Raw genomic sequence first — 18,783 nt, forward strand, 5'->3', positions numbered from 1 at the left:
ACCTGGACCGTCGGCCCACTACGTCAGGCCGGTGCCGGGGCGGCCACCCCGGCACCGGCCTGTTCGGTTCGCGGTCACTCAGGCGCGCGGGTCGCGGCCGAGGTAGGCGAGCAGCCGGTCGACCACCGGGGTGTCGCTGGCGGGTGCGTCCTCGACGACCGCGGCGAAGACGCCGTAGTTGCGCAGCGGCTCGATCAGGCCGTCGGCGGCGGTCAGCAGGTGCCCGGCCAGCTCGTCGGTGAGCGGCGAGGGCTGGCCGGTGCCGATCGCGATGTCCCAGGCGTGCACGGCCGCGTCGAGCGCGCACATGACCGCGGCGACCGGGGTCGGCAGCTCGCCGTGCGGCAGCGGGGTGGGGACGGTCTCGGTGTCGTCGGAGACGGTGGCCCAGGCGGTGGCGGTGGGTTCGATTGCGGCGGAGACCAATTCGGCCGCACCGCCCTCGATGGCGCCGGACGGCTCGAAGGGGTTGTAGGACGGGCCGTCTCCGATGCCGAGGAACTTGGCGTAGGCCAGCTGATCACCGGCGGCGTGTTGGATCACCTGGGTGACGGTCCATTCCGAGCAGGGGGTGGCGTTGTCCCACTGGTCGTCGCCGACGCCGGCGACCACGTTGATGAGCGCCCGGTGCGAGGTGGCGAGCACATCGCGCCAGACCGGGGCGAGGGCGGCGGCGGGGGTGGTGTCGGTCTGCGGGTTGGTGCTCATTGTTCTTGCCTCTCAGGTCGTTTCGATCCGTTGAGATAAAGGTATGACCCGATTAGGCTAGATTTCTTCCTAATAGTTCGGGCCGACCGAAAGGCGCTGATGTGACCTCCACCGCAACCCGCCTGCTGCGCCTGCTGTCGTTGCTCCAGGACCGCAGCCACACCGGCCGTGACCTGGCCGAACACCTCTCGGTCACCGACCGCACCCTGCGCCAGGACATCGCCCGACTGCGCGAACTCGGCTATCCCGTGCACGCCGACCGCGGTCCCGTCGGCGGCTACCGCCTCGGCCAGGGCGCGACCATGCCCCCGCTGCTGCTCGACGACGACGAGGCCGTCGCGGTGGCCGTCGCCATGAACGTGGCCGCCGACGGCAGCACCGGCATCGCCGATATTCAGGCGAATCTCGAACGCGCCCAGGCGAAATTGGATCGGATCCTCCCGAAACGCCTGCAGCGCAAGGTGACCGCGCTGCGCTCCGTCACCGATATCGGCCCCGCCGTCACCGGCTCCCGCGAACCCGACGCCCCCGTCCCCGCCGAAACCCTCGCCACCCTCGCCACCGCCATCCGCGCCCACACCACCGTCCGCGCCGACGACCGCGATCTGGAGCCGTACCGGCTGATCAGCTGGCAACGCCGCTGGTACCTGGTCGCCTATGCCCTGGACACCCACACCTGGCGCGCCCTGGCCGTGGCGTCCCTGTCCGAAATCTCGCCCGGCACACGTGTTTTCGCTCCCCGCGCCCTCCCCGACTCCGACCTGGTGGCCTTCGTCCTGCGCGAAATAGCCTCCACCGGATGGCAAGTCCACGCCCGGGTCACGGTCCTGGCCCCCGCCGAAACCGTCATCGCCCGCATCAACCCCACGGTCGGCGTGGTCGAACCGGTCGACGACTCCTCCTGCCACCTGCTGACCGGCGCCGACCGCCTCGAAACCATCGCCATCTACCTCAGCATGCTGATGATGGACTTCCGCGTCGACTCTCCCCCGGAACTCGTCGCCCACATCCGCACCCTCGCCCGCCGCTACACCGCGGCCACCGAGTGATCAGATACGACCGCGCAACGCGGCCACGCCGGGACCGGTGAGGTCGTCGCAATAGGCGGCTCGACCGGCCATCGCCATGGTCAGAGCGAGGGTGGTTCCGCTGACCGACGGGCCGGTTCCGGCGGCGAAGGGTCCGTCGGTCGCTTCCAGGCGCAGACCTTCGGAGGCCTTCCGGCTGGAGACCGTGAAATCCCGGCTGGCGTAGAAACGGGCGACCTCGGTGACGGCCTCGAGTGAGGGCTCGCGGGTCAGGCCCAAGGGGCGGCGAATGTCCTGGCCGTGGACCACGACTTCGCCGAGCCAGGCCGCGGTGTGGCCGAATGGCGCTGTGGTGCTGGGGATGATCGCCCGGAATCGGTCCAGGGTCTCGGCGGGTGACGCGCCGCGATGCTTGGCCAGCTGCCGGTCATTGTGCTTCTCGAAGTCGAAGCGGGCGCCGAGCACGCTGGCCAGCCAGCGCAGCTGCCCGGTACTCGCCGCCGCGGTGAGATGCGCGACCACCTCCTCCACCGTCCACAGTCCGCACAACGACGACTGCGCCCACTGCGCCTCGTCCAGCCCGGCCAGATCCTCCGCCAATGCGGCCCGTTCGGCGTGCGCCATGGCCCACAGCTCGTCCCGAGAAATCACATCCACCACTCGAACCTCCCAATTCCGCGATTCAGCACTCCGACCTGCAGACGGTGCCGCGGAACGGAATTCATCGGTCAGCTGGTTCGGAGTTGGAGGCCGGGGTTTTCGGCGAGGACGTCGGCGATGGATTGGGCGATCATCGTGAATTGGGGGTGGGCGCGGAGGATGGCGTCGGCCAGGGGGGAGAGTTGTTCGAAGGATGGGCGGCCGTCTCCGGCCAAGAGGCGCTTCGCGATTTGATCCAGCGGGGCCGGGAGGGCCACAGCCGGTGCGGGATCGGGCCGCTCGGTGGGGAATTCGGTTGGGGTGTCGGTATAGCCGCCCTGGCTGACGATGCCGATGGCGAGGGTGCCGGAGAAGAGTGCGCCGCCGCTGTCGCCGGGGAGGGACAGGGCGGTGTGGGTGAAGCGGATGGGCGGGCGGTTCGGGTCGGGCTGGTCGACGGCGAGGATGATGCCGCAGGTGAAGCCGGTGGTGGCGCCGTATTTACACACCGGTGCGCCGACCACGGGGACACCCACGCCGGTGATCGGGATCGTCCCGGTCGCGGTGCGAACCAGGTTGTTACGGAACGAGTCTCGGGCGGGATCGGTGATCCGCACGATGCCGTAATCACGTACTCCGTCGAGCACGGATTTTTCGAACGAACCGGTCTGTGGTCCGATCTTCACCGTCGGCGCGAGCGCGAAGGTTCGTCCAGGCTCGGAAGCTGGATCGCCTTTCTCCACAGCCGGGTCGCAGTGGCCCGCGGTGATCGCGGCGGGATTGCCGTCGGCATCGATGGCATTGAAGGCCCACGAGCAAGCCGACCCGGCGTTATTGACGAAGCGGTCGCCTCCGGTGACCTGCGGTGCATCGTCCGCATGCCCGACGGCCGGTGCGGCCGACAGCAAGACGAGGGATACCGCGACGGTGAAGCATGATCGCCCAGCTTGCCGACGCAGGTAGTTGGCCATGCGAACCAAACTAGCGACCGCCGAGGCCGGAGAGTGCGATCCCGCGTACGAAGGCGCGTTGGGCGACGGCGTAGATCAGCAGGAGGGGGAGGAGGATCACGGTGGCGGCGGCCATGAGGAGGGGCCAGTTGGTGGTGTATTGGCCCTGGAGGCGGATCAGGCCGAGGGTGGCGGTGGCGTAGGTGTTGCGCTGGATCATGATCAAGGGCCAGAGGAAGTCGTTCCAGACGGTGATCCAGGTGAGGACGGCCAGGACCATGACGGCGGGTTTGGTGTGGGGCAACAGGACTCGCCAATAGATTTGCCAGGGAGTGCAGCCGTCGAGGGTGGCGGCTTCCTCCAATTCGATTGGGAGGGTGCGGAAGAACTGGCGCATGAGGTAGGTGCCGAAGGCGCTGCCGAACAGGCCGGGGACGATCATGGCCCAGGGGGTGTCCATCCAGCCGAAGGCGCGCATGAGCAGGAACTGCGGGATGACGGTGACGGTCAGCGGGACCATGAGGGTGGCGAGGTAGCCGAGGAAGAGGAACTCGCGGCCGGGGAAGCGCAGGCGGGCGAAGGCGTAGCCGGCCAGGGAGCAGAAGAAGACTTGGCCCGCGGTGACGCAGGCGGCGTAGAGGACCGTGTTGAGGAGCATGCGGCCGAGCGGGATGGCCTCGAAAGCCTCACGGTAGTTGGACCATTGGGGATGGCCGGGCAGCGGGGCCGGGTCGGTCATCTCGCCCTCGGACTTCAGGGAGGCGGAGACCGACCACAGGATCGGGGTCAGCGCCGACCAGGCGACCACGATCAGAGCCAGGTAGGTCAACAGACCGGTGATCAAGCGCCGCTTCACAGCTCGGCCTCCGCCCGCCGTGACAGCCACTGCTGGATCACCGTGAACACCAGCAGGATCGCGAAGATCACCCAGGCCAGCGCCGAGGCGTAGCCCACCTCGTAGAAGCGGAAGGCGTTCTGGAACAACATGATTCCCAGCATGTAGGTGCCGGTCTCGGGCCCGCCATTGCTGCCGGTCAGCGCATACGCCTGGTCGAAGGCCTGCACCGAATTGATTACCGTGATGACCAGAACGAACGACAGCGCCCCGCGGATCAGCGGCACGGTGATCGACAGGAACCGGCGGAATCCGCCCGCGCCATCGATTTTCGCTGCCTCGTAAAGGTTTTCGGGCACACCCTGCATGGCGGCAAGCAGGATCACCGTCGCGAACGGCACCGATTTCCACACCGTCACCAAGCTCAGCGACACCATGGCCCACTGCGGATCGGTCAGCCACGGCACCGGGCCGAGGCCGACCCAGCCCAGCAGCGTATTGGCGAGCCCGTCATCGCTGGCGAAGATGAAACGGAACACCACCGCCATGGCCACCGTCGACGCCACCAGCGGCAGGAACGCCAGGGTTCGGAAGATGCCCACACCACGCAACTTCCGATTCAGCAGCGCGGCGACCCCGAGGCTGATCACGACGGTCGGCACCAGGGTCAGCACCGTGAACACGGCCGTATTGCGCAGGGCTATATAGAACAGCGGGTCATCGGAGAACAACCGCCGATAGTTCTCCACCCCCACGAAGCGCGGCGGACTGAACAGATCCCACGAATGAAAGCTCAGATACAGCGAAAACCCCAGCGGGAACAGCATGAACACCAGAATGGCGACCAGATTCGGCGCCACGAACAGCCTTCCGGCCCGCGCCCGCCGCCGTTCGAGCGTCATACCGCCGCCCGCAGCAGCTGATCGATATCCGCCGTCGTCTGGCCGCCGAGCGATTCGGCCGTGGCCGCACCGCGCAGCACCCGATTGCAGCCCCGCTCGAGCAGCGCCTCCACCTTGCCCCACAGCGGCGTCACCGCCAGCGGCCGGGAATTGTCCGGCCCTTCGGTGAACACCTCGAGATTGCGCAGCGTCGGATGCGCCGCCGCGAAGCCCGCCGAGCCCATGGCCGAGCGCAACACCGGCACGAACAGCCCGGACTCCGCGATGATCGCCTGCCCCTCCGGCCCCGTCGCGAATTTCACGAACTCCCATGCCTTTTCGCGCCGCGGGCTGGCGGCGGCAATGGCCAGCCCGGTACTCCCGATATCGGTGATCGCGCCCGGACCCCCATGCGGCCCGACCGGCAGCACCGTCACATCGAAGTCGAGGTCGTCGCGTCCGGCAAATTCCGAGTACAGCCAGTGCCCGCCCATCAGCATGGCCGCGCGCCCGCCGCGGAACAGGTCCTGCGCCGAAACCGATTGCCGGTCACCGACACTGGGCGAGACCCGATGCTTCACGGCGAGATCGGCGTAGAACTGCAACCCGGCCGCGAACCGCGAATCCCCGAGATTGGTGCGCGTGGGCCGCACCGGCGGGCTGAACCATTCGGTGCCATTGTTCATCCCGAAGCAGGCGGCGGAGAAGTACGGCACCCAGGCATCCACGAAACCCCATTGCCGGGTCCGGCCATCACTGTCCCGGTGGGTCAATGCCTGTGCGGCCGCGAGGAATTCATCGAAAGACCAAGCCTCAGACCAGCGCGTCGGCGGCCGAATCCCGGCGTCCGCGAACAGTTTCCGGTTGTAATAGAGGAACACCCCCGACCACTGCTCCGGCAACGCGTACTGCCCGCCGTCCCAGACGAACGTATCGCGCAATGTCGCATACCCGTCCGCCCGCAGCCGGGCTGCGTAATCGGGTTCCCGGTCCAGGAATTCGCGCAGATCGACCAGCACCCCGCGATCCGCCAGCCCGGCGTAGAGCAGCTCCCACGCCATCAGCACGTCCGGGCATTTCCCGCCCGCGCAATAGGTCAGCATCTGCTGCAATGGATCCGGCCCCGACATGATGGTCCGGATCCGGATATCCGGTCGCCGCCGCTGGAATTCGTCGATGATGCGCAGTCGTGCCCGCGCCTCCTCGGGCCGCGCCTGGAAGAAGAAGGTGACCGCGTCGTCGTCCCCGCCCGCGCAGCCCCCGGCGGCCATCGCACCGGCCAGGGCGGCGGTGCGCAGCAGGGTACGCCGATCCATGACGCCGGGCCGGGCCCCCGAAGCGCTGGCCAAAGCCCCCGAATCGCTCGCCAAAGATATATCTCCGTGAACTAAACGAACTAAAGGACCGCAGTGACCTAGATCTCGTACCGGCATGGCAGCATACGGGGAGCAACCCGCGACGCGCCGAAAACACGCGCACCCGTGGGCACCCAGCCGGACCGCACCACCCCCGCCACGCCCGGCTCAGCGTCCCCCGGGCCATCCGTACCCGGCGGCCGGATACGAAGTTGAACGGCTGGTCAAAGCCGGTTCAGATGCGTACCGGTTGGGCTACGTTGAGACCAATTCTGTTAGAACCGCAGTACCGCACGGGAGAGTTGTCGCATGGCGACCATCGAATACCTCCGGACGGACCCCGACCTACCTCCGGTAGGTGTGGTGGACCGGACGCCCATGACGCCCCGCAAGAAGGGCATCTTCCTCGCCATCGCCGTGATCGGCGCGATCGCCTGGGCGATCCTCGCCTTCGCGCGCGGCGAGAACGTCAACGCGGTGTGGATCGTGGTGGCCGCCGTCTGCACCTATGTGCTCGCGTACCAGTTCTACGCCCGGCTCATCGAATACAAGATCACCAAGCCGCGCGATGACGTCGCCACTCCGGCCGAGGCCATGGAGAACGGCAAGGACTACATGCCGATGGACCGCCGGGTCCTGTTCGGCCACCACTTCGCCGCCATCGCGGGCGCCGGCCCGCTGGTCGGCCCGGTGCTGGCCGCGCAGATGGGCTACCTGCCCGGCACCATCTGGATCATCGTCGGCGTGGTGCTGGCGGGCGCGGTCCAGGACTACCTGGTGCTGTGGGCTTCGGTGAAGCGGCGCGGCCGCTCGCTGGGCCAGATGGCGCGCGACGAGCTCGGCGTGGTCGGCGGCGTCGCGGCCATCATCGCGGTGCTGGTGATCATGATGATCCTGCTCGCGGTGCTCGGCATCGTCGTGGTGAATGCCCTTGCGGCGACCAAGAACCCGGCGACCGGCGTGCTCGAGGGCGGCAGCCCGTGGGGCGTGTTCTCCATCGCCATGACCATCCCGATCGCCCTGTTCATGGGCATGTACCTGCGCTTCATCCGGCCGGGCAAGGTCGGCGAGGTGTCGATCATCGGCTTCGCGCTGCTGCTGCTGGCCATCATCTCCGGCAACTGGGTCGCCGGATCCGGCTGGGGCCGTGACTGGTTCACCCTGTCGGGCACCACCATCTCCTGGATGCTGATCATCTACGGCTTCGTCGCCTCGGTGCTGCCGGTGTGGATGCTGCTCGCCCCGCGCGACTACCTGTCCACCTTCATGAAGATCGGCACCATTGCCCTGCTGGCCCTCGGCGTGATCGTCACCATGCCGGTGCTGAAGGCCCCCGCGGTCTCCCAGTTCGCGAGCAACAGCAACGGCCCGTCCTTCGCGGGCAGCCTGTTCCCGTTCCTGTTCATCACCATCGCGTGTGGTGCGCTGTCGGGCTTCCACTCGCTGGTGTCCTCGGGTACCACGCCCAAGCTGCTGGAGAAGCAGTCGCAGGCGCGCATGATCGGCTACGGCGGCATGCTCATGGAATCCTTCGTCGCGGTCATGGCCATCATCGCGGCGTCGATCCTGGACCAGCACCTGTACTTCGCCATCAACACCCCGAACCTGACCTCCGCGCAGGCCGCGGCCGACAGCGTGAACAAGCTGGGGCTGAGCGGAAACCCGATCGACGCGCAGTACCTCAACGATGTCGCGGCGGGCACGGGCGAGGCCCGCGTCTACTCGCGCACCGGTGGCGCGCCGACGCTGGCCATCGGCATGACCGAGGTGATGCACAAGTTCATCGGCGGCTCCTCGCTCAAGGCGTTCTGGTACCACTTCGCGATCATGTTCGAGGCGCTGTTCATCCTCACCACCATCGACGCGGGCACCCGTGTCGCGCGGTTCATGCTCTCGGATTCGCTGGGCAACCTGGGCGGCGCGGCCAAGAAGTTCCGTGATCCCTCGTGGTGGCCGGGCGTGTTCATCTGCTCCGGCATCGTGGTGGCGGCGTGGGGTTCGGTGCTGCTCATGGGCGTCACCGATCCGCTGGGCGGCATCAACACCCTGTACCCGCTGTTCGGCATCTCCAACCAGCTGCTGGCCGCCATCGCGCTGACCGTGGTGCTGGCCATCGTGGTGAAGAAGGGCCTGCTGAAATGGGCCTGGATTCCGGCGCTGCCGCTGGCCTGGGACCTGACGGTCACCATGACCGCCTCGTTCCAGAAGATCTTCTCCGGTGACCCGAAGATCGGTTACTGGACGCTGCACTACAACACGATCGACAAGCAGAACGCCTATATCGCCGCCCGCGACGCCGGTCAGCTCCCCAAGGGCGTCAAGGACATCACCGCGCTGAACACGCAGATCAGCAATATGGACAAGATCATCCGGAACACCTTCATCCAGGGCACCCTGTCGATCGTGTTCGCCGTGATGGTGTTGATCGTGGCGCTGGTCGGCGCCTGGGTGTGCCTGCGGGCCATCCGCAACGGCGGCGGCGAGGTCACCGAATCGCCGGAGGAGCCGTCGAAGATCTACGGCCCGAAGGGCTTCATCGCCACCAAGGCGGAGAAGGAGGTCCAGCAGGAATGGGACACCCTGGTCGCCGAGGGCAAGGTGCGCGCACCCGGCGCGGCCTCGGTCCTGAGTCACTGACGTCGCGATGAGTATCCACGATGCCCCGCCGTCCGCAGGTCTGCTGCGGACGGCGGGGCTCGCCCTTGTCCGGGCCTTGAAAGCCATTGTCTGGTGGTTCAACTCGATCCTGGGCGGCAACGACTACCAGCGCTATGTCCAGCATCAGCGGCTGCACCACCCGGGCTGCGAGATCCGCAGCGAGCGGGATTACTGGCGCGACCGGCATGACGCCGCCACCAAGAATCCGGGCAATCGCTGCTGCTAGATCGCGTTGGCGGATTTCCGCCGACGGTCATGGCCATTTCCCGCTAGCGGCGGGCGCGCGGGACTGACATGGTGGATTCCGTGAGTGCGAACGAATTGGATTTCGAGCGTTGCTACCGCGCCGTGGCAACCCGGGATGCTCGGTTCGACGGGCATTTCGTGACCGCGGTGCGCACTACCGGAATTTATTGCCGCCCTTCCTGTCCGGCTATCACGCCGAAAAGGACCAACGTCACCTTCCTGCCCACGGCGGCGGCCGCGCAGCAGCACGGTTTTCGCGCCTGCCGGCGCTGCCTGCCCGATGCCGCGCCCGGATCGCCGCAGTGGAACACCAACGCCGACCTGGCCTCCCGCGCCATGCGATTGATCGGCGACGGAGTCATCGAACGCGGCGGGGTGCCCGCGCTGGCCGATGCTCTGGGCTACTCCCAGCGTCAATTGACCCGCGTGCTGACCAGCGAACTCGGTGCGGGCCCACTGGCTTTGGCGCGGGCGCACCGCGCGCACACCGCGCGATTGCTGATCCAGACCACGCGGCTGTCCATGTCGGATATCGCGTTCGCGGCGGGATTCGCCAGCATCCGGCAGTTCAACGACACGGTGCGCGAGGTGTTCGCGGTCAGCCCGACAACGCTGCGCGAGGAATCGCGCCGCCGCAACGGCGATACGCTGCCCGCCACCAACGGGCTGCTCACGCTGCGGCTCCCCTATCGCGAGCCGCTCGACCAGTCCTGGCTGGAATGGTTCCTCGCCGCGCACACCGTGCCCGGACTGGAGCTGTGGGAGAACGGGATCTACACCCGCAGCCTGCGAACTCCGCACGGGCACACCACCATTCGACTGTCCATTCAACCCGGTCACGTGCGTGCCTCACTATCGCTGCAGGACATGCGCGATCTCGCGCCCACCGTGGCACGCATCCGGCACTTCCTCGACCTGGACGCCGATCCCGTCGGCATCGACGAAGCCCTGACCGCGAGCATGGCGGGAAGCCCACTGCACCCGCATGTTTCGGGCGACGGCGGCGGCATCACGCTGCCCCCGGGCATTCGGGTGCCCGGCTGCCTGGACGGCCCGGAGTTGTTGCTGCGCACCATGATCGGGCAGCAGATCTCGGTGGCGGCGGCCAATACGCACACCGCGCGACTGGTGCAGGGGCTGGGCGAGACCATCGCCGGGCCGATCCCGCACCTGTTCCCGACCGCCGAGGCCATTGCCGAGCACGGCTCCGAGGTGCTGACCGGGCCGGGGCGGCGGGTGGACGCGATCGTCGGCGCGGCCAAGGCGATCTCCACCGGCGATCTGGTGCTGCACTCCGGCCGCACCGCCTCCGACCTGCGCCGCGACCTGCTGGCCCTGGACGGCGTCGGCCCCTGGACCGCCGACTACGTCACCATGCGCCTGCTCGCCGATCCGGACGTACTCCTGCACTCCGACCTGGTCGTCCGCCGCGGTGCGGCACTGCTCGGCATCGACCTCGCCGACACCGCCCGCTTCTCGCCGTGGCGCTCGTACCTCACCATGCACCTGTGGAAATACGCCCTCGCCCATCCGGCCGACGGCGGCCCGAAGACATCCCCTACCCGGAGGACACCGCAGTGAGCCTCGAAAACCCGTCCACCACAGCAGATTTCACCACCTCGACCACACCCGCGGGTCCCTTCACCGCCATCGTGGACAGCGACGGAGCGGTCCTGGCCTCCGGCTGGAGCGCCGACGCGGAGGCCCTGCGCGTGCTCATCCACCCCACCCTCCGCCCCGGTGCCCTGCGTGAACGCGACTCTCTCGGCCCGGTTTCCCGCGCCATCGCGGCCTATCACGAGGGCGATCTCACGGCCATCGACGCCATCACCGTCCGCCAGGCCTCCGGCCCCTTCCTCACCCACGCCTGGGAAATCCTCCGCAAGGTCCCCGCCGGCACCCCCATCACCTACACCGAATTCGCCACCGTCTCCGGCCGCCCGGCAGCCACCCGCGCCGCCGCCAACGCCTGCGCCCGCAACGCCGCCGCCCTCTTCGTTCCCTGCCACCGAGTCCTCCGCACCGACGGCACCCTCGGCGGCTTCCGCTACGGCCTCCCGGTCAAACGCTGGCTCCTCGACCACGAAGCCCTCTGACCCTTTCCCGACCGGCCGCGTCAGACCCCCGGCGTACCCTCGCAACCATGTGCCGCAACATCCACACCCTGCACAATTTCGAGCCGCCGGCCACCCCGGACGAGGTGCACGCGGCCGCCCTCCAATACGTCCGCAAAATCAGCGGAACCACCAAACCTTCTCAGGCCAACCAGGAAGCCTTCGACCTCGCGGTGGAAGAGGTAGCCGCCGCGACCACCCGCCTCCTGGCCGGCCTGACCACCACCGCCCCACCCAAGGACCGCGAAGTCGAGGCCGCCAAGGCCAAGGCCCGAGCCCAAATCCGCTACTCCCGCATCAACTAAGCGCATCAGCAGAAGTTCCGCTCGTCATCCCGGCATGCTTTTGGCCGGGATCCATGCTTGCCGGGTGGATTCCGGCCAAAAACACGCCGGAATGACGGGGAGAACTTTCGACCGGGCGCTCAGCCCACCGGTCTACGCGCTGATCGAGGTTTCGAGGCGGGAGCCGGTACGGCCGCGGATTACGTGGAGGCGGCTGGGGATGCGTTGGCGCATTTCGTCTACGTGGCTGACCACGCCCACTACGCGGCCGTTGGAGCGCAGGTCGTCGAGGACGCCCATGACGGCGTCCAGGGTGTCGGCGTCCAGGCTGCCGAAGCCCTCGTCGATGAAGAGGGTGTCCATGACCAGGCCGCCGGATTCGGCCGAGACCACGTCGGCGAGGCCCAGGGCGAGGGCGAGGGAGGCCATGAAGGTCTCGCCGCCGGAGAGGGTTTTGGCGGGGCGGATGGCGCCGGTGTAGTCGTCGCGGATGTCGAGGCCCAGGCCGCCGCGGCGGCCGCGCGGGCCCGCGGCGTCGGTGTGGACGAATTCGTAACGGCCGCCGGACATTCGGCGCAGGCGGACGGAACCGGCGAGGGCGACCTCTTCCAGGCGGGCGGCCAGGACATACGAGCGCAGGGACATGCGGCGGCTGTTCTCACCACGGCCCGCGACCACCTCGGCGAGGCGGGCGAGCTCGTCGTGGGCGCGTTGCAGCGGGGCGATGTGGTCGACAGCCGCCCACAGCTGGGAGCACAGCTTCTCGAGGTCGTCGACGCGGCGGGTCGCCTCGGCATTGGCGGCGACGGACCGATTCAGCTCCGATTCCGCGTGTGCCACAGCGCTTTCCAACGCGTCGAGGTTCCCGGGTTCGACATCGCCGGCCGCTCGGATCTCCGGTTCGGCCAGCACGGCCTCGGCGTGTGCACGCGCACGGTCGGCCTGGACGAGTTCCTCCTCGATGGCCGACTGCTGTGCGGCCGTACGCGAGGCCGCGTCGACCGCGCGGGCGTATTCGCCGAGCACTCCGTAATCGGGCCCGGACTCCCCCATCACCGGCGGCGCGGAATCCACCAGACCCGCCTCGTACGAAAGCTTTTCGACCCTCACGGCCGCCGCCGCGACCTGCTCGCGCGCGGTGGCCGCCTCGACCCTCGCCTCACGCACGGCAGTGGCCTCTTCGACAAGCGCCGCCAGCCGCGCCCGCCGCCGCTCCACGGTCCCGTCGGCACCGGCCGCCGCCAGCAGCCGCTCGGTGAGTTCGGCCAGCCGCCGATCGGTAGCGACGATCCGTTCCAACGTTGCACTGGAACGGCTTTCGCACTCACGCACCTCGTCCTGCACCCGCGTCTGATCCGCGCGCAGCTTGTTCAGCTCGGCGGTGAGCCCATCGACCAACCCCGCCACCCGCTTGGCCTCGGTCAATTTCCGTGTCGAATCATCCAGCGCCGCGGCCAGTTCCGCCTTGTCCACATCGCCACCGCGCTCGACCAGCACCTCGATGGCCCGCTCCAGCTCGGCAACCAGCTGCCCCGCCCGCTCGCGGTCGGCCTCGGCCTTCCGCTCGCCCGCCAACGCGGCATCCTCGTCCGCCTTCGATACGGCATGCTCGGCGGGCTGCGCCGGATCCGGATGCGCGACAGACCCACACACTGCGCACGGCTCCCCCTCGACCAGCCCATCGGCCAACTCGGCCGCCATCCCGGCCATCCGCCGCTCCCGCAACAATTGCGTTCGCCGCCACGCCTCCTGATGCGCGGCCCGCGCCTGCTCGAACGCGGCCCCGGCCTTGGACAGCTCCCCACGCTTGCGTTCCAGCTCGACGGCCGCCGTGGCGGACGTCCGCAATCGCAAACACTCCGCTTCCAGCCCGGGCAGCGCGGCGACCGCATCGGCGGCACCGCGCAACCGAACCTCCACCCCGGCAATGGCTTCCGGCAACTCCGCCAGCCGCGTGGCCAGCTTTGCCGCCCGTCCGTCCAGATCCGCCTGTTCCTTGCGCAGTCCGGCCAGGTCACGCGTCAGCTGGGCGGCCGAGTCCGCATCGCCCCGCACCTCGTCCAGAGCACCGATGTGCGCACTCCAACGCTGTACGGCCGACTCCAGTCCCGCACCGCGCTCCGCAGGTCGTCCGCCCGGCGCGCGCCGACCGTCGGGGAGAACCTCTCCACGGTGGTCAGAGGGCCCTTGACCGCGCTCGGCCGCATCAGCAACCGACTCCTCGACCTCGGCCAGATCGGCGGCGAGCGACGTGCCGACCAGTTCGGACTCGGCCAGATCGGCTGCGGCCCAGGCTGTTCCGGGGAGTTCGGCGGTGGCGGGTTCGAGGAGGCGGTCCGCGAGTTGTTCGGCGGCGCGGGTGGCGTCTTCGGTGCGGCGGCGGAGGGTGACGGCGGCGGCGCGGGCCTCGGCGAGGGCGGTGGCTACGGGTTCGGCGCGGCGGGCGCGGTCGAGTTCGGATTGGCGGGTGGCGCGGTGGTCGGTGGTGGCGGCGAAGTCGGCGAGTTGGGATTGGGCCGCGGCGCGGCGACGGTGCAGGTCGTGGCGGCGGCGCTCGGCTTCGGCGGCGGCACGCACCTTGGCCGAATCCTTTTGGCGCTGGGCGAGTTCGGCGGCGGTGTCGGTGGCGTGGGTGCGGGCGGCGGCCAGTAGGGACTGCGACCAGCCGACGGATTCGAGGGGGCTCGCGGTCTCGGTGGCGGGCAGGCCCGCCGCGGTGCCGACCTGGGCGATGAGGCGGTCGACGGCGTGCTTGCGGGTGTCGAGGTCGGCGGTGGCGGCGCGGCGCTTATCGGTGAGCCACTGCTCGGCGGTGCCGAAACGTTCGGTGTCGAAGAGCTTTTCGAGGAGCTTCTCGCGATCCTCGTTGTCGGCGCGCAGGAATCGCGCGAAGTCGCCCTGCGGGAGCAGCACCACCTGGAAGAACTGGTCGGCGCTCATGCCGAGCAGGCGCAGCACCTCATCGCCGATATCGGGAATGCGGGACAGGTTCTGCCCGCGCCCGTCGAGCCACTCCAGGGTGGCGGCCGCGTTCTCCTTCACCCAGCCGGATTTGGCGCGCTTACTGGGCCGCTGGAATTCCGGCGACCGGATCAGCCGCAGCCGCCGACCACCGACCGTGGCCTCCAGCGACACCCGCGGCGCGGTCTGCTCGTCGGCGTGATCGGAGTGCAGCCGCTTGCCCTCCTCGCGCGCACCCGGCACCTTCCCGTACAGCGCGAAGGCGATGGCGTCGAGCACCGTGGTCTTCCCGGCCCCGGTCTGCCCGTGCAGCAGGAACAGCCCATCGGCCCCGAGCTCGTCGAAATCCACCACGGCCGTCTCGGCGAACGGCCCGAACGCCGTCAGCTCCAACCGATGCAGCCGCACGCGGCGCTCCCTTCACCGACACTCACGCGGTCAACCCGCCGACCGCACCATCCGATTCGCCTGACTCCAGCCCGAATTCGGCCATATCGAACAACCCGAACGCCGCATCGGCCTCGGCGGCATCCGCGCCGCGCACGGATCCGTCGAATCCGGCGGCGCTGACGGCATCCACCGGCACCGGTTCCGGATCTGCCGGACGTAGCTCCTCAGCGGAAATCCGCACCGGCCCATCCTTTTCGCGCGTGGCAGCGGCCAGCGCGCGTTCGAGCCAGGTCATTTCGCCGGGTGTGGGCGCACCGCGAACGTCGGTGAGGAAGCTCTGGGCGATCTCGGTATCGCGGCGGCCGTGCACGCGCTCGCGATAGCGCAGTTCCGGATTGCCATCCGGGCGTTGCCATTCCACGTGGACGGCGTGCGGGAAGCGCTCGCGCAGGCGGCGCAGCGCATCTACCGGGCGCGCCTCGTCGGTGAGCGTGGCCGAGACGTAGTGGGATTCGGCCTCGAGGTGCTCCGGGGACTCCAGCAGCGATTCCAGGGGGCCGACGAGCTGGGACAGACCCCGGACCACCGGGAGCTCGTGCCGCCGGACCTCGGCAAGCCCGGAGGCATCGAGATCGACGATCCAGACCGCCTTGCGGTGCGAGCGTTCACCGAACGAATACGGCAGCGGCGAACCGGAATACCGGACCGAGTCCGACAGCGTCTGCGGTGAGTGCAGGTGCCCGAGCGCCACATAGTCGATGCCGTCGAAGGCCGACTGCGGCACGGTCTCCACCCCGCCGACCGAGATGGACCGCTCCGACCCGGTGGCCTCACCGCCCATCACGAACGCGTGCGCGAGCACCACCGACCGCGTCCCCGCCCGCTCCGCCAGATCGGCGCGCACCCGCCCCATGGCCGCGTCCAGAATCTCGGCATGCGAACGCGCCTGCGGCACGCCCAATTCCACCCGCGTGATCTCCGGCTCCAGGTACGGAATGCCGTAAAAGGCAATCTCCCCGAACTCATCGGACAGCAGCACCGGCCGCGCCACATCCGCGATGCGGCAGCGCAAATGCAATCCGCCCGCCGCCGCGAAACTCCCGAGCGCACCGAGCCGAGTGGGCGAGTCGTGATTGCCGGACGTCGCGACAATCGCCGCCCCCGCCGCCCGAATTGCCTCGAATCCCCGATTACACACCGCGATCGCATCGGCACTGGGAATGGAACGGTCGTACACGTCCCCCGGCAGCACGACCACGTCGACACCCTCGGCCGCCACCAATTCCGCGATGGCCTGCAGCGAACTCTCCTGATCGGCCAACAGGTCGACACCGTGAAAGGTGCGACCGATATGCCAGTCGGAGGTGTGCAGGATCCGCATGCCGAAGAACGCTAGGCGATTGCCCCGACAAATTCACCTGAACCGCCTCCCCGCATCTTCAGCGGACGGCAAAGAGCCGTAGCCCGCCTCGCACCCGTGCCGGCGGTCAGGAACGACACCGATTCAGGACGTACCCGGTGAGTTACCCGGACCGACTCGAAATCAGTTGTCGCCCTGGCATACGCCGCGCCCGCGCGCCGTGGCTACCCAACCTTGTCGGTGGCTTAGGGCACTATCTCGTGCCATGACCGCACCGATGCTGTTCGCGCTGCTTTTGGTGTTCGTATCCGGCCTGGCCCTGGGCTGGCTCGGGCATGCCGCGCGGGCGGGACAGCGGGCGGCGGTGGCCGAGGCGCGGCTGGCGGCCATGCGGGACAACGAGCGGCTGTTGCGGCAATCACTCGGGGCCGCCAGCGAGGACGCGGCGCGGCGGCAGTCGCATGCCATCGGCTCGCTGGTCGAACCGCTGCGCGAGGCGGTGGGCAATTTGAACCGCCATATCGAGCAGGTCGAGCACAACCGCATCAACGCGTATTCCGGTCTGCGCGAACAGGTCGCGGGTATGCAGCGGACCTCGCACCAGTTGTCCACGCAGACCGGGCAATTGGTGGCGGCCCTGCGCGCGCCCCAGGTGCGCGGACGTTGGGGCGAGATCCAGCTGGAGCGCGTGGTGGAGCTGGCCGGCATGGCCAAGCACTGCGATTTCGACACCCAGGTGACCCGCCGCGGCGACACCGTGGTGCGCCCGGACCTGGTGGTGCGGCTGTCCGGCGGCCGCCAGATCGTGGTGGACGCCAAGGTGCCCTGCACCGCCTACCTGGACGCCGCCGCCACCGAGGATCCGCGCGAGCGCGACGGCCATCTGGCCCGACACGCCCGGCATCTGCGCAACCATGTGGATCAGCTCTCGGCCAAGGAGTACTGGGCGGCCTTCGAGCCGTCCCCCGAATTCGTGGTGCTGTTCGTCCCCGGCGATCCGTTCCTGGACGCGGCACTGACCACCGACTCGGGATTGCTCGAATACGCCTTCGGTCGCAATGTGGTCTTGGCGACACCGACCACCCTCATGGCGCTGCTGCGCACGGTCGCGCTGGGCTGGCGGCAGGAGGCGATCTCGGAGGACATGGCGGTGGTGCAGCAGTTGGGCCGCGAGCTCTACACCCGCCTCGGCACCACGGGCCGCCACCTCGACCGGCTGGGCGCACAGCTCGGCAAGGCGGTCGACGCCTTCAACCACACGGTCGCCTCGGTCGAGTCACGCGTCATGGTCACCGCCCGAAAACTCCACGATCTGGACGTAGCGGACGCACCGGTACCGGACATCCGTCCGGTCGAATCCTGGCCGCGCGCGGTCGGCTTCGCGGGAGGCGAATTCGGGCTCGGTGGCGGGCGTGAATCCGGCTTCGGCAGCGACGGGGGTGATGCCTGAGCAACCGCTTGGTCTCGGCGCAGCCGCGCCATAGCTATCGCCTGGTTCGTGCGATTCCAGGTACCCGCGTGATGTCGCCTGCCTCGCGAAACACCGATATGCCTTAGTGTGCTTGACGTGGCAGTTACCCAACGCGAGCGAACCGAGGTGCCCCCGTCGCACCGTTCGATCCTGCCGTCGGTACCCGGCGTCCCGGCCGGAGCCGCCGTCCTGATCGCTGTGACGTGCACCTTCATCGGGTTCCTGATCGACGCGCGCGGTGGCGACGACCTCACCGGTACCTTCGCGACCTTCTATGTGATCGGCTGCGTGCTGGCCGTGCTCGCGGTCCGCTACCGGGGTGTGTTCACCGCGCTGGTGCTGCCGCCGCTGCTGATGTTCCTCGCGGTGCCGCTGTGCTACCAGCTCCTATTGGGGTCCGCCGGCAGTTTCAAGCTGAAGGACATCCTGCTGAATCTGGCCATCCCCCTGGTGAATCGCTTCCCCACCATGGCCCTGGCCACCGTGCTGGTCCTGATCATCGGCGGCGTCCGCATCGCCCTGCATCGCCGCGAGGCCAAGGCCGGATCGAGCGGTGACGAGCCCCGCCGCCCCCGCACCCGTGCCACCCGCCCGGGCGGCGCCCGCGCCCAGCGCACCCGCTCCGCCGATTCCAAGGACCCTGCCAGACGACGCTTCAGTGCCGGCCGGACCGCCACCACCGCCGCCGACAGCGACGCGCCCGATACCGAGACCGCCCGCCCGTCCCGCCGCGCCACCGGCCGGGTCGCCGCCGGGCCGCCGCGGGTGGGCGCGAACCGACAGCCCGGCGAGGGCCGTCGCCGCCGCGCCCAGGAGTCGGATCAGTCCGCCGCCGAGCGCAATCCCGCCGCCCCCGAGGGCCGCCGCCGACGCGCGCAGAACCCCGACCCGGCCGCCGCACCC

16 protein-coding genes are annotated in these 18,783 nt (G+C 69.0%); 8 read left to right on the forward strand and 8 right to left on the reverse strand.

Annotated elements, in window-relative coordinates; genetic code table 11:
• Window positions 1–78: 78 nt before the first annotated feature.
• Window positions 79–708 carry a TIGR03086 family metal-binding protein gene (locus ON43_RS27980; protein WP_040812222.1) on the reverse strand — a complete coding sequence of 210 codons (630 nt, stop codon included), beginning with the start codon at window positions 706–708 and terminating at the stop codon, window positions 79–81.
• 101 nt (window positions 709–809) lie between these two features.
• Here ON43_RS27980 and ON43_RS27985 point away from each other — a divergent pair, with 101 nt between their 5' ends.
• Window positions 810–1,757: a helix-turn-helix transcriptional regulator gene (locus ON43_RS27985; RefSeq protein ID WP_040812224.1), complete on the forward strand. Its 948-nt coding sequence runs from the start codon at window positions 810–812 to the stop codon at window positions 1,755–1,757.
• Here ON43_RS27985 and ON43_RS27990 read toward each other — a convergent pair whose 3' ends face one another.
• From ON43_RS27990 to ON43_RS28010, 5 genes are all read right to left on the reverse strand, one after another.
• The gene (locus tag ON43_RS27990; RefSeq protein ID WP_444543744.1) at window positions 1,758–2,393 is read right to left on the reverse strand and encodes a maleylpyruvate isomerase family mycothiol-dependent enzyme; all 636 of its coding nucleotides are present in this window, start codon (window positions 2,391–2,393) and stop codon (window positions 1,758–1,760) included. It abuts the gene before it with no gap.
• Window positions 2,394–2,464: 71 nt separating this feature from the next.
• Entirely contained in the window at window positions 2,465–3,346 is an 882-nt protein-coding gene (locus ON43_RS42840) for a S1 family peptidase (protein ID WP_051179364.1), read from the reverse strand.
• Between the two features lie 10 nt (window positions 3,347–3,356).
• The gene (locus tag ON43_RS28000) at window positions 3,357–4,211 is read right to left on the reverse strand and encodes a carbohydrate ABC transporter permease (protein ID WP_040812227.1); all 855 of its coding nucleotides are present in this window, start codon (window positions 4,209–4,211) and stop codon (window positions 3,357–3,359) included.
• Window positions 4,178–5,062 carry a carbohydrate ABC transporter permease gene (locus tag ON43_RS28005; protein WP_040812228.1) on the reverse strand — a complete coding sequence of 295 codons (885 nt, stop codon included), beginning with the start codon at window positions 5,060–5,062 and terminating at the stop codon, window positions 4,178–4,180. The genes ON43_RS28000 and ON43_RS28005 overlap by 34 nt, the downstream gene beginning before the upstream one ends.
• Window positions 5,059–6,357, reverse strand: coding sequence for an ABC transporter substrate-binding protein (locus ON43_RS28010; protein WP_040812230.1), 1,299 nt, complete (start codon window positions 6,355–6,357; stop codon window positions 5,059–5,061). The genes ON43_RS28005 and ON43_RS28010 overlap by 4 nt, the downstream gene beginning before the upstream one ends.
• A gap of 348 nt (window positions 6,358–6,705) precedes the next feature.
• Between ON43_RS28010 and ON43_RS28015 the strand changes: the two genes are divergently transcribed.
• The 5 genes from ON43_RS28015 (at window position 6,706) to ON43_RS28035 (ending at window position 11,719) form a co-directional block, all read left to right on the forward strand.
• Window positions 6,706–9,033, forward strand: coding sequence for a carbon starvation CstA family protein (locus ON43_RS28015; RefSeq protein ID WP_040812232.1), 2,328 nt, complete (start codon window positions 6,706–6,708; stop codon window positions 9,031–9,033).
• A 7-nt stretch (window positions 9,034–9,040) separates the two neighbouring features.
• Window positions 9,041–9,280 (forward strand): YbdD/YjiX family protein, encoded by a 240-nt coding sequence (locus ON43_RS28020; RefSeq protein ID WP_063712642.1) that lies wholly within the window; start codon window positions 9,041–9,043, stop codon window positions 9,278–9,280.
• Between the two features lie 68 nt (window positions 9,281–9,348).
• Entirely contained in the window at window positions 9,349–10,881 is a 1,533-nt protein-coding gene (locus tag ON43_RS28025; RefSeq protein ID WP_040812233.1) for an Ada metal-binding domain-containing protein, read from the forward strand.
• Window positions 10,878–11,396 carry a methylated-DNA--[protein]-cysteine S-methyltransferase gene (locus ON43_RS44410; protein WP_040812235.1) on the forward strand — a complete coding sequence of 173 codons (519 nt, stop codon included), beginning with the start codon at window positions 10,878–10,880 and terminating at the stop codon, window positions 11,394–11,396. Before ON43_RS28025 ends, ON43_RS44410 begins: the two co-directional genes overlap by 4 nt.
• 47 nt (window positions 11,397–11,443) lie before the next feature.
• The gene (locus ON43_RS28035; RefSeq protein ID WP_040812237.1) at window positions 11,444–11,719 is read left to right on the forward strand and encodes a DUF2277 domain-containing protein; all 276 of its coding nucleotides are present in this window, start codon (window positions 11,444–11,446) and stop codon (window positions 11,717–11,719) included.
• 132 nt (window positions 11,720–11,851) lie between these two features.
• Here ON43_RS28035 and ON43_RS28040 read toward each other — a convergent pair whose 3' ends face one another.
• Complete coding sequence (locus tag ON43_RS28040) at window positions 11,852–15,067, reverse strand: AAA family ATPase (RefSeq protein ID WP_040812239.1); 3,216 nt, start codon at window positions 15,065–15,067, stop codon at window positions 11,852–11,854.
• Between the two features lie 22 nt (window positions 15,068–15,089).
• The gene (locus tag ON43_RS28045) at window positions 15,090–16,430 is read right to left on the reverse strand and encodes an exonuclease SbcCD subunit D (protein ID WP_083913781.1); all 1,341 of its coding nucleotides are present in this window, start codon (window positions 16,428–16,430) and stop codon (window positions 15,090–15,092) included.
• Between the two features lie 244 nt (window positions 16,431–16,674).
• Between ON43_RS28045 and ON43_RS28050 the strand changes: the two genes are divergently transcribed.
• Both ON43_RS28050 and ON43_RS42845 read left to right on the forward strand, forming a co-directional pair.
• Window positions 16,675–17,859 carry a DNA recombination protein RmuC gene (locus ON43_RS28050; RefSeq protein ID WP_051179365.1) on the forward strand — a complete coding sequence of 395 codons (1,185 nt, stop codon included), beginning with the start codon at window positions 16,675–16,677 and terminating at the stop codon, window positions 17,857–17,859.
• A 117-nt stretch (window positions 17,860–17,976) separates the two neighbouring features.
• Window positions 17,977–18,783, forward strand: an 807-nt coding sequence (locus ON43_RS42845; RefSeq protein ID WP_051179366.1) for a DUF6542 domain-containing protein, incomplete at its 3' end; no start/stop codon positions are given.

The organism is Nocardia concava NBRC 100430 (genome assembly GCF_000308815.1).
GTDB classification, from domain to species: Bacteria; Actinomycetota; Actinomycetes; order Mycobacteriales; family Mycobacteriaceae; genus Nocardia; species Nocardia concava.

Coding starts and splice junctions, on each gene's coding strand:
- ON43_RS28025 (WP_040812233.1), top strand. CDS start 9,349: ATGGTGGATTCCGTGAGTGCGAACGAATTGGATTTCGAGCGTTGCTAC.
- ON43_RS28035 (WP_040812237.1), top strand. CDS start 11,444: ATGTGCCGCAACATCCACACCCTGCACAATTTCGAGCCGCCGGCCACC.
- ON43_RS27980 (WP_040812222.1), bottom strand. CDS start 708: ATGAGCACCAACCCGCAGACCGACACCACCCCCGCCGCCGCCCTCGCC.
- ON43_RS42840 (WP_051179364.1), bottom strand. CDS start 3,346: ATGGCCAACTACCTGCGTCGGCAAGCTGGGCGATCATGCTTCACCGTC.
- ON43_RS28050 (WP_051179365.1), top strand. CDS start 16,675: ATGACCGCACCGATGCTGTTCGCGCTGCTTTTGGTGTTCGTATCCGGC.
- ON43_RS28045 (WP_083913781.1), bottom strand. CDS start 16,430: ATGCGGATCCTGCACACCTCCGACTGGCATATCGGTCGCACCTTTCAC.
- ON43_RS28005 (WP_040812228.1), bottom strand. CDS start 5,062: ATGACGCTCGAACGGCGGCGGGCGCGGGCCGGAAGGCTGTTCGTGGCG.
- ON43_RS28010 (WP_040812230.1), bottom strand. CDS start 6,357: ATGGATCGGCGTACCCTGCTGCGCACCGCCGCCCTGGCCGGTGCGATG.
- ON43_RS28020 (WP_063712642.1), top strand. CDS start 9,041: ATGAGTATCCACGATGCCCCGCCGTCCGCAGGTCTGCTGCGGACGGCG.
- ON43_RS28015 (WP_040812232.1), top strand. CDS start 6,706: ATGGCGACCATCGAATACCTCCGGACGGACCCCGACCTACCTCCGGTA.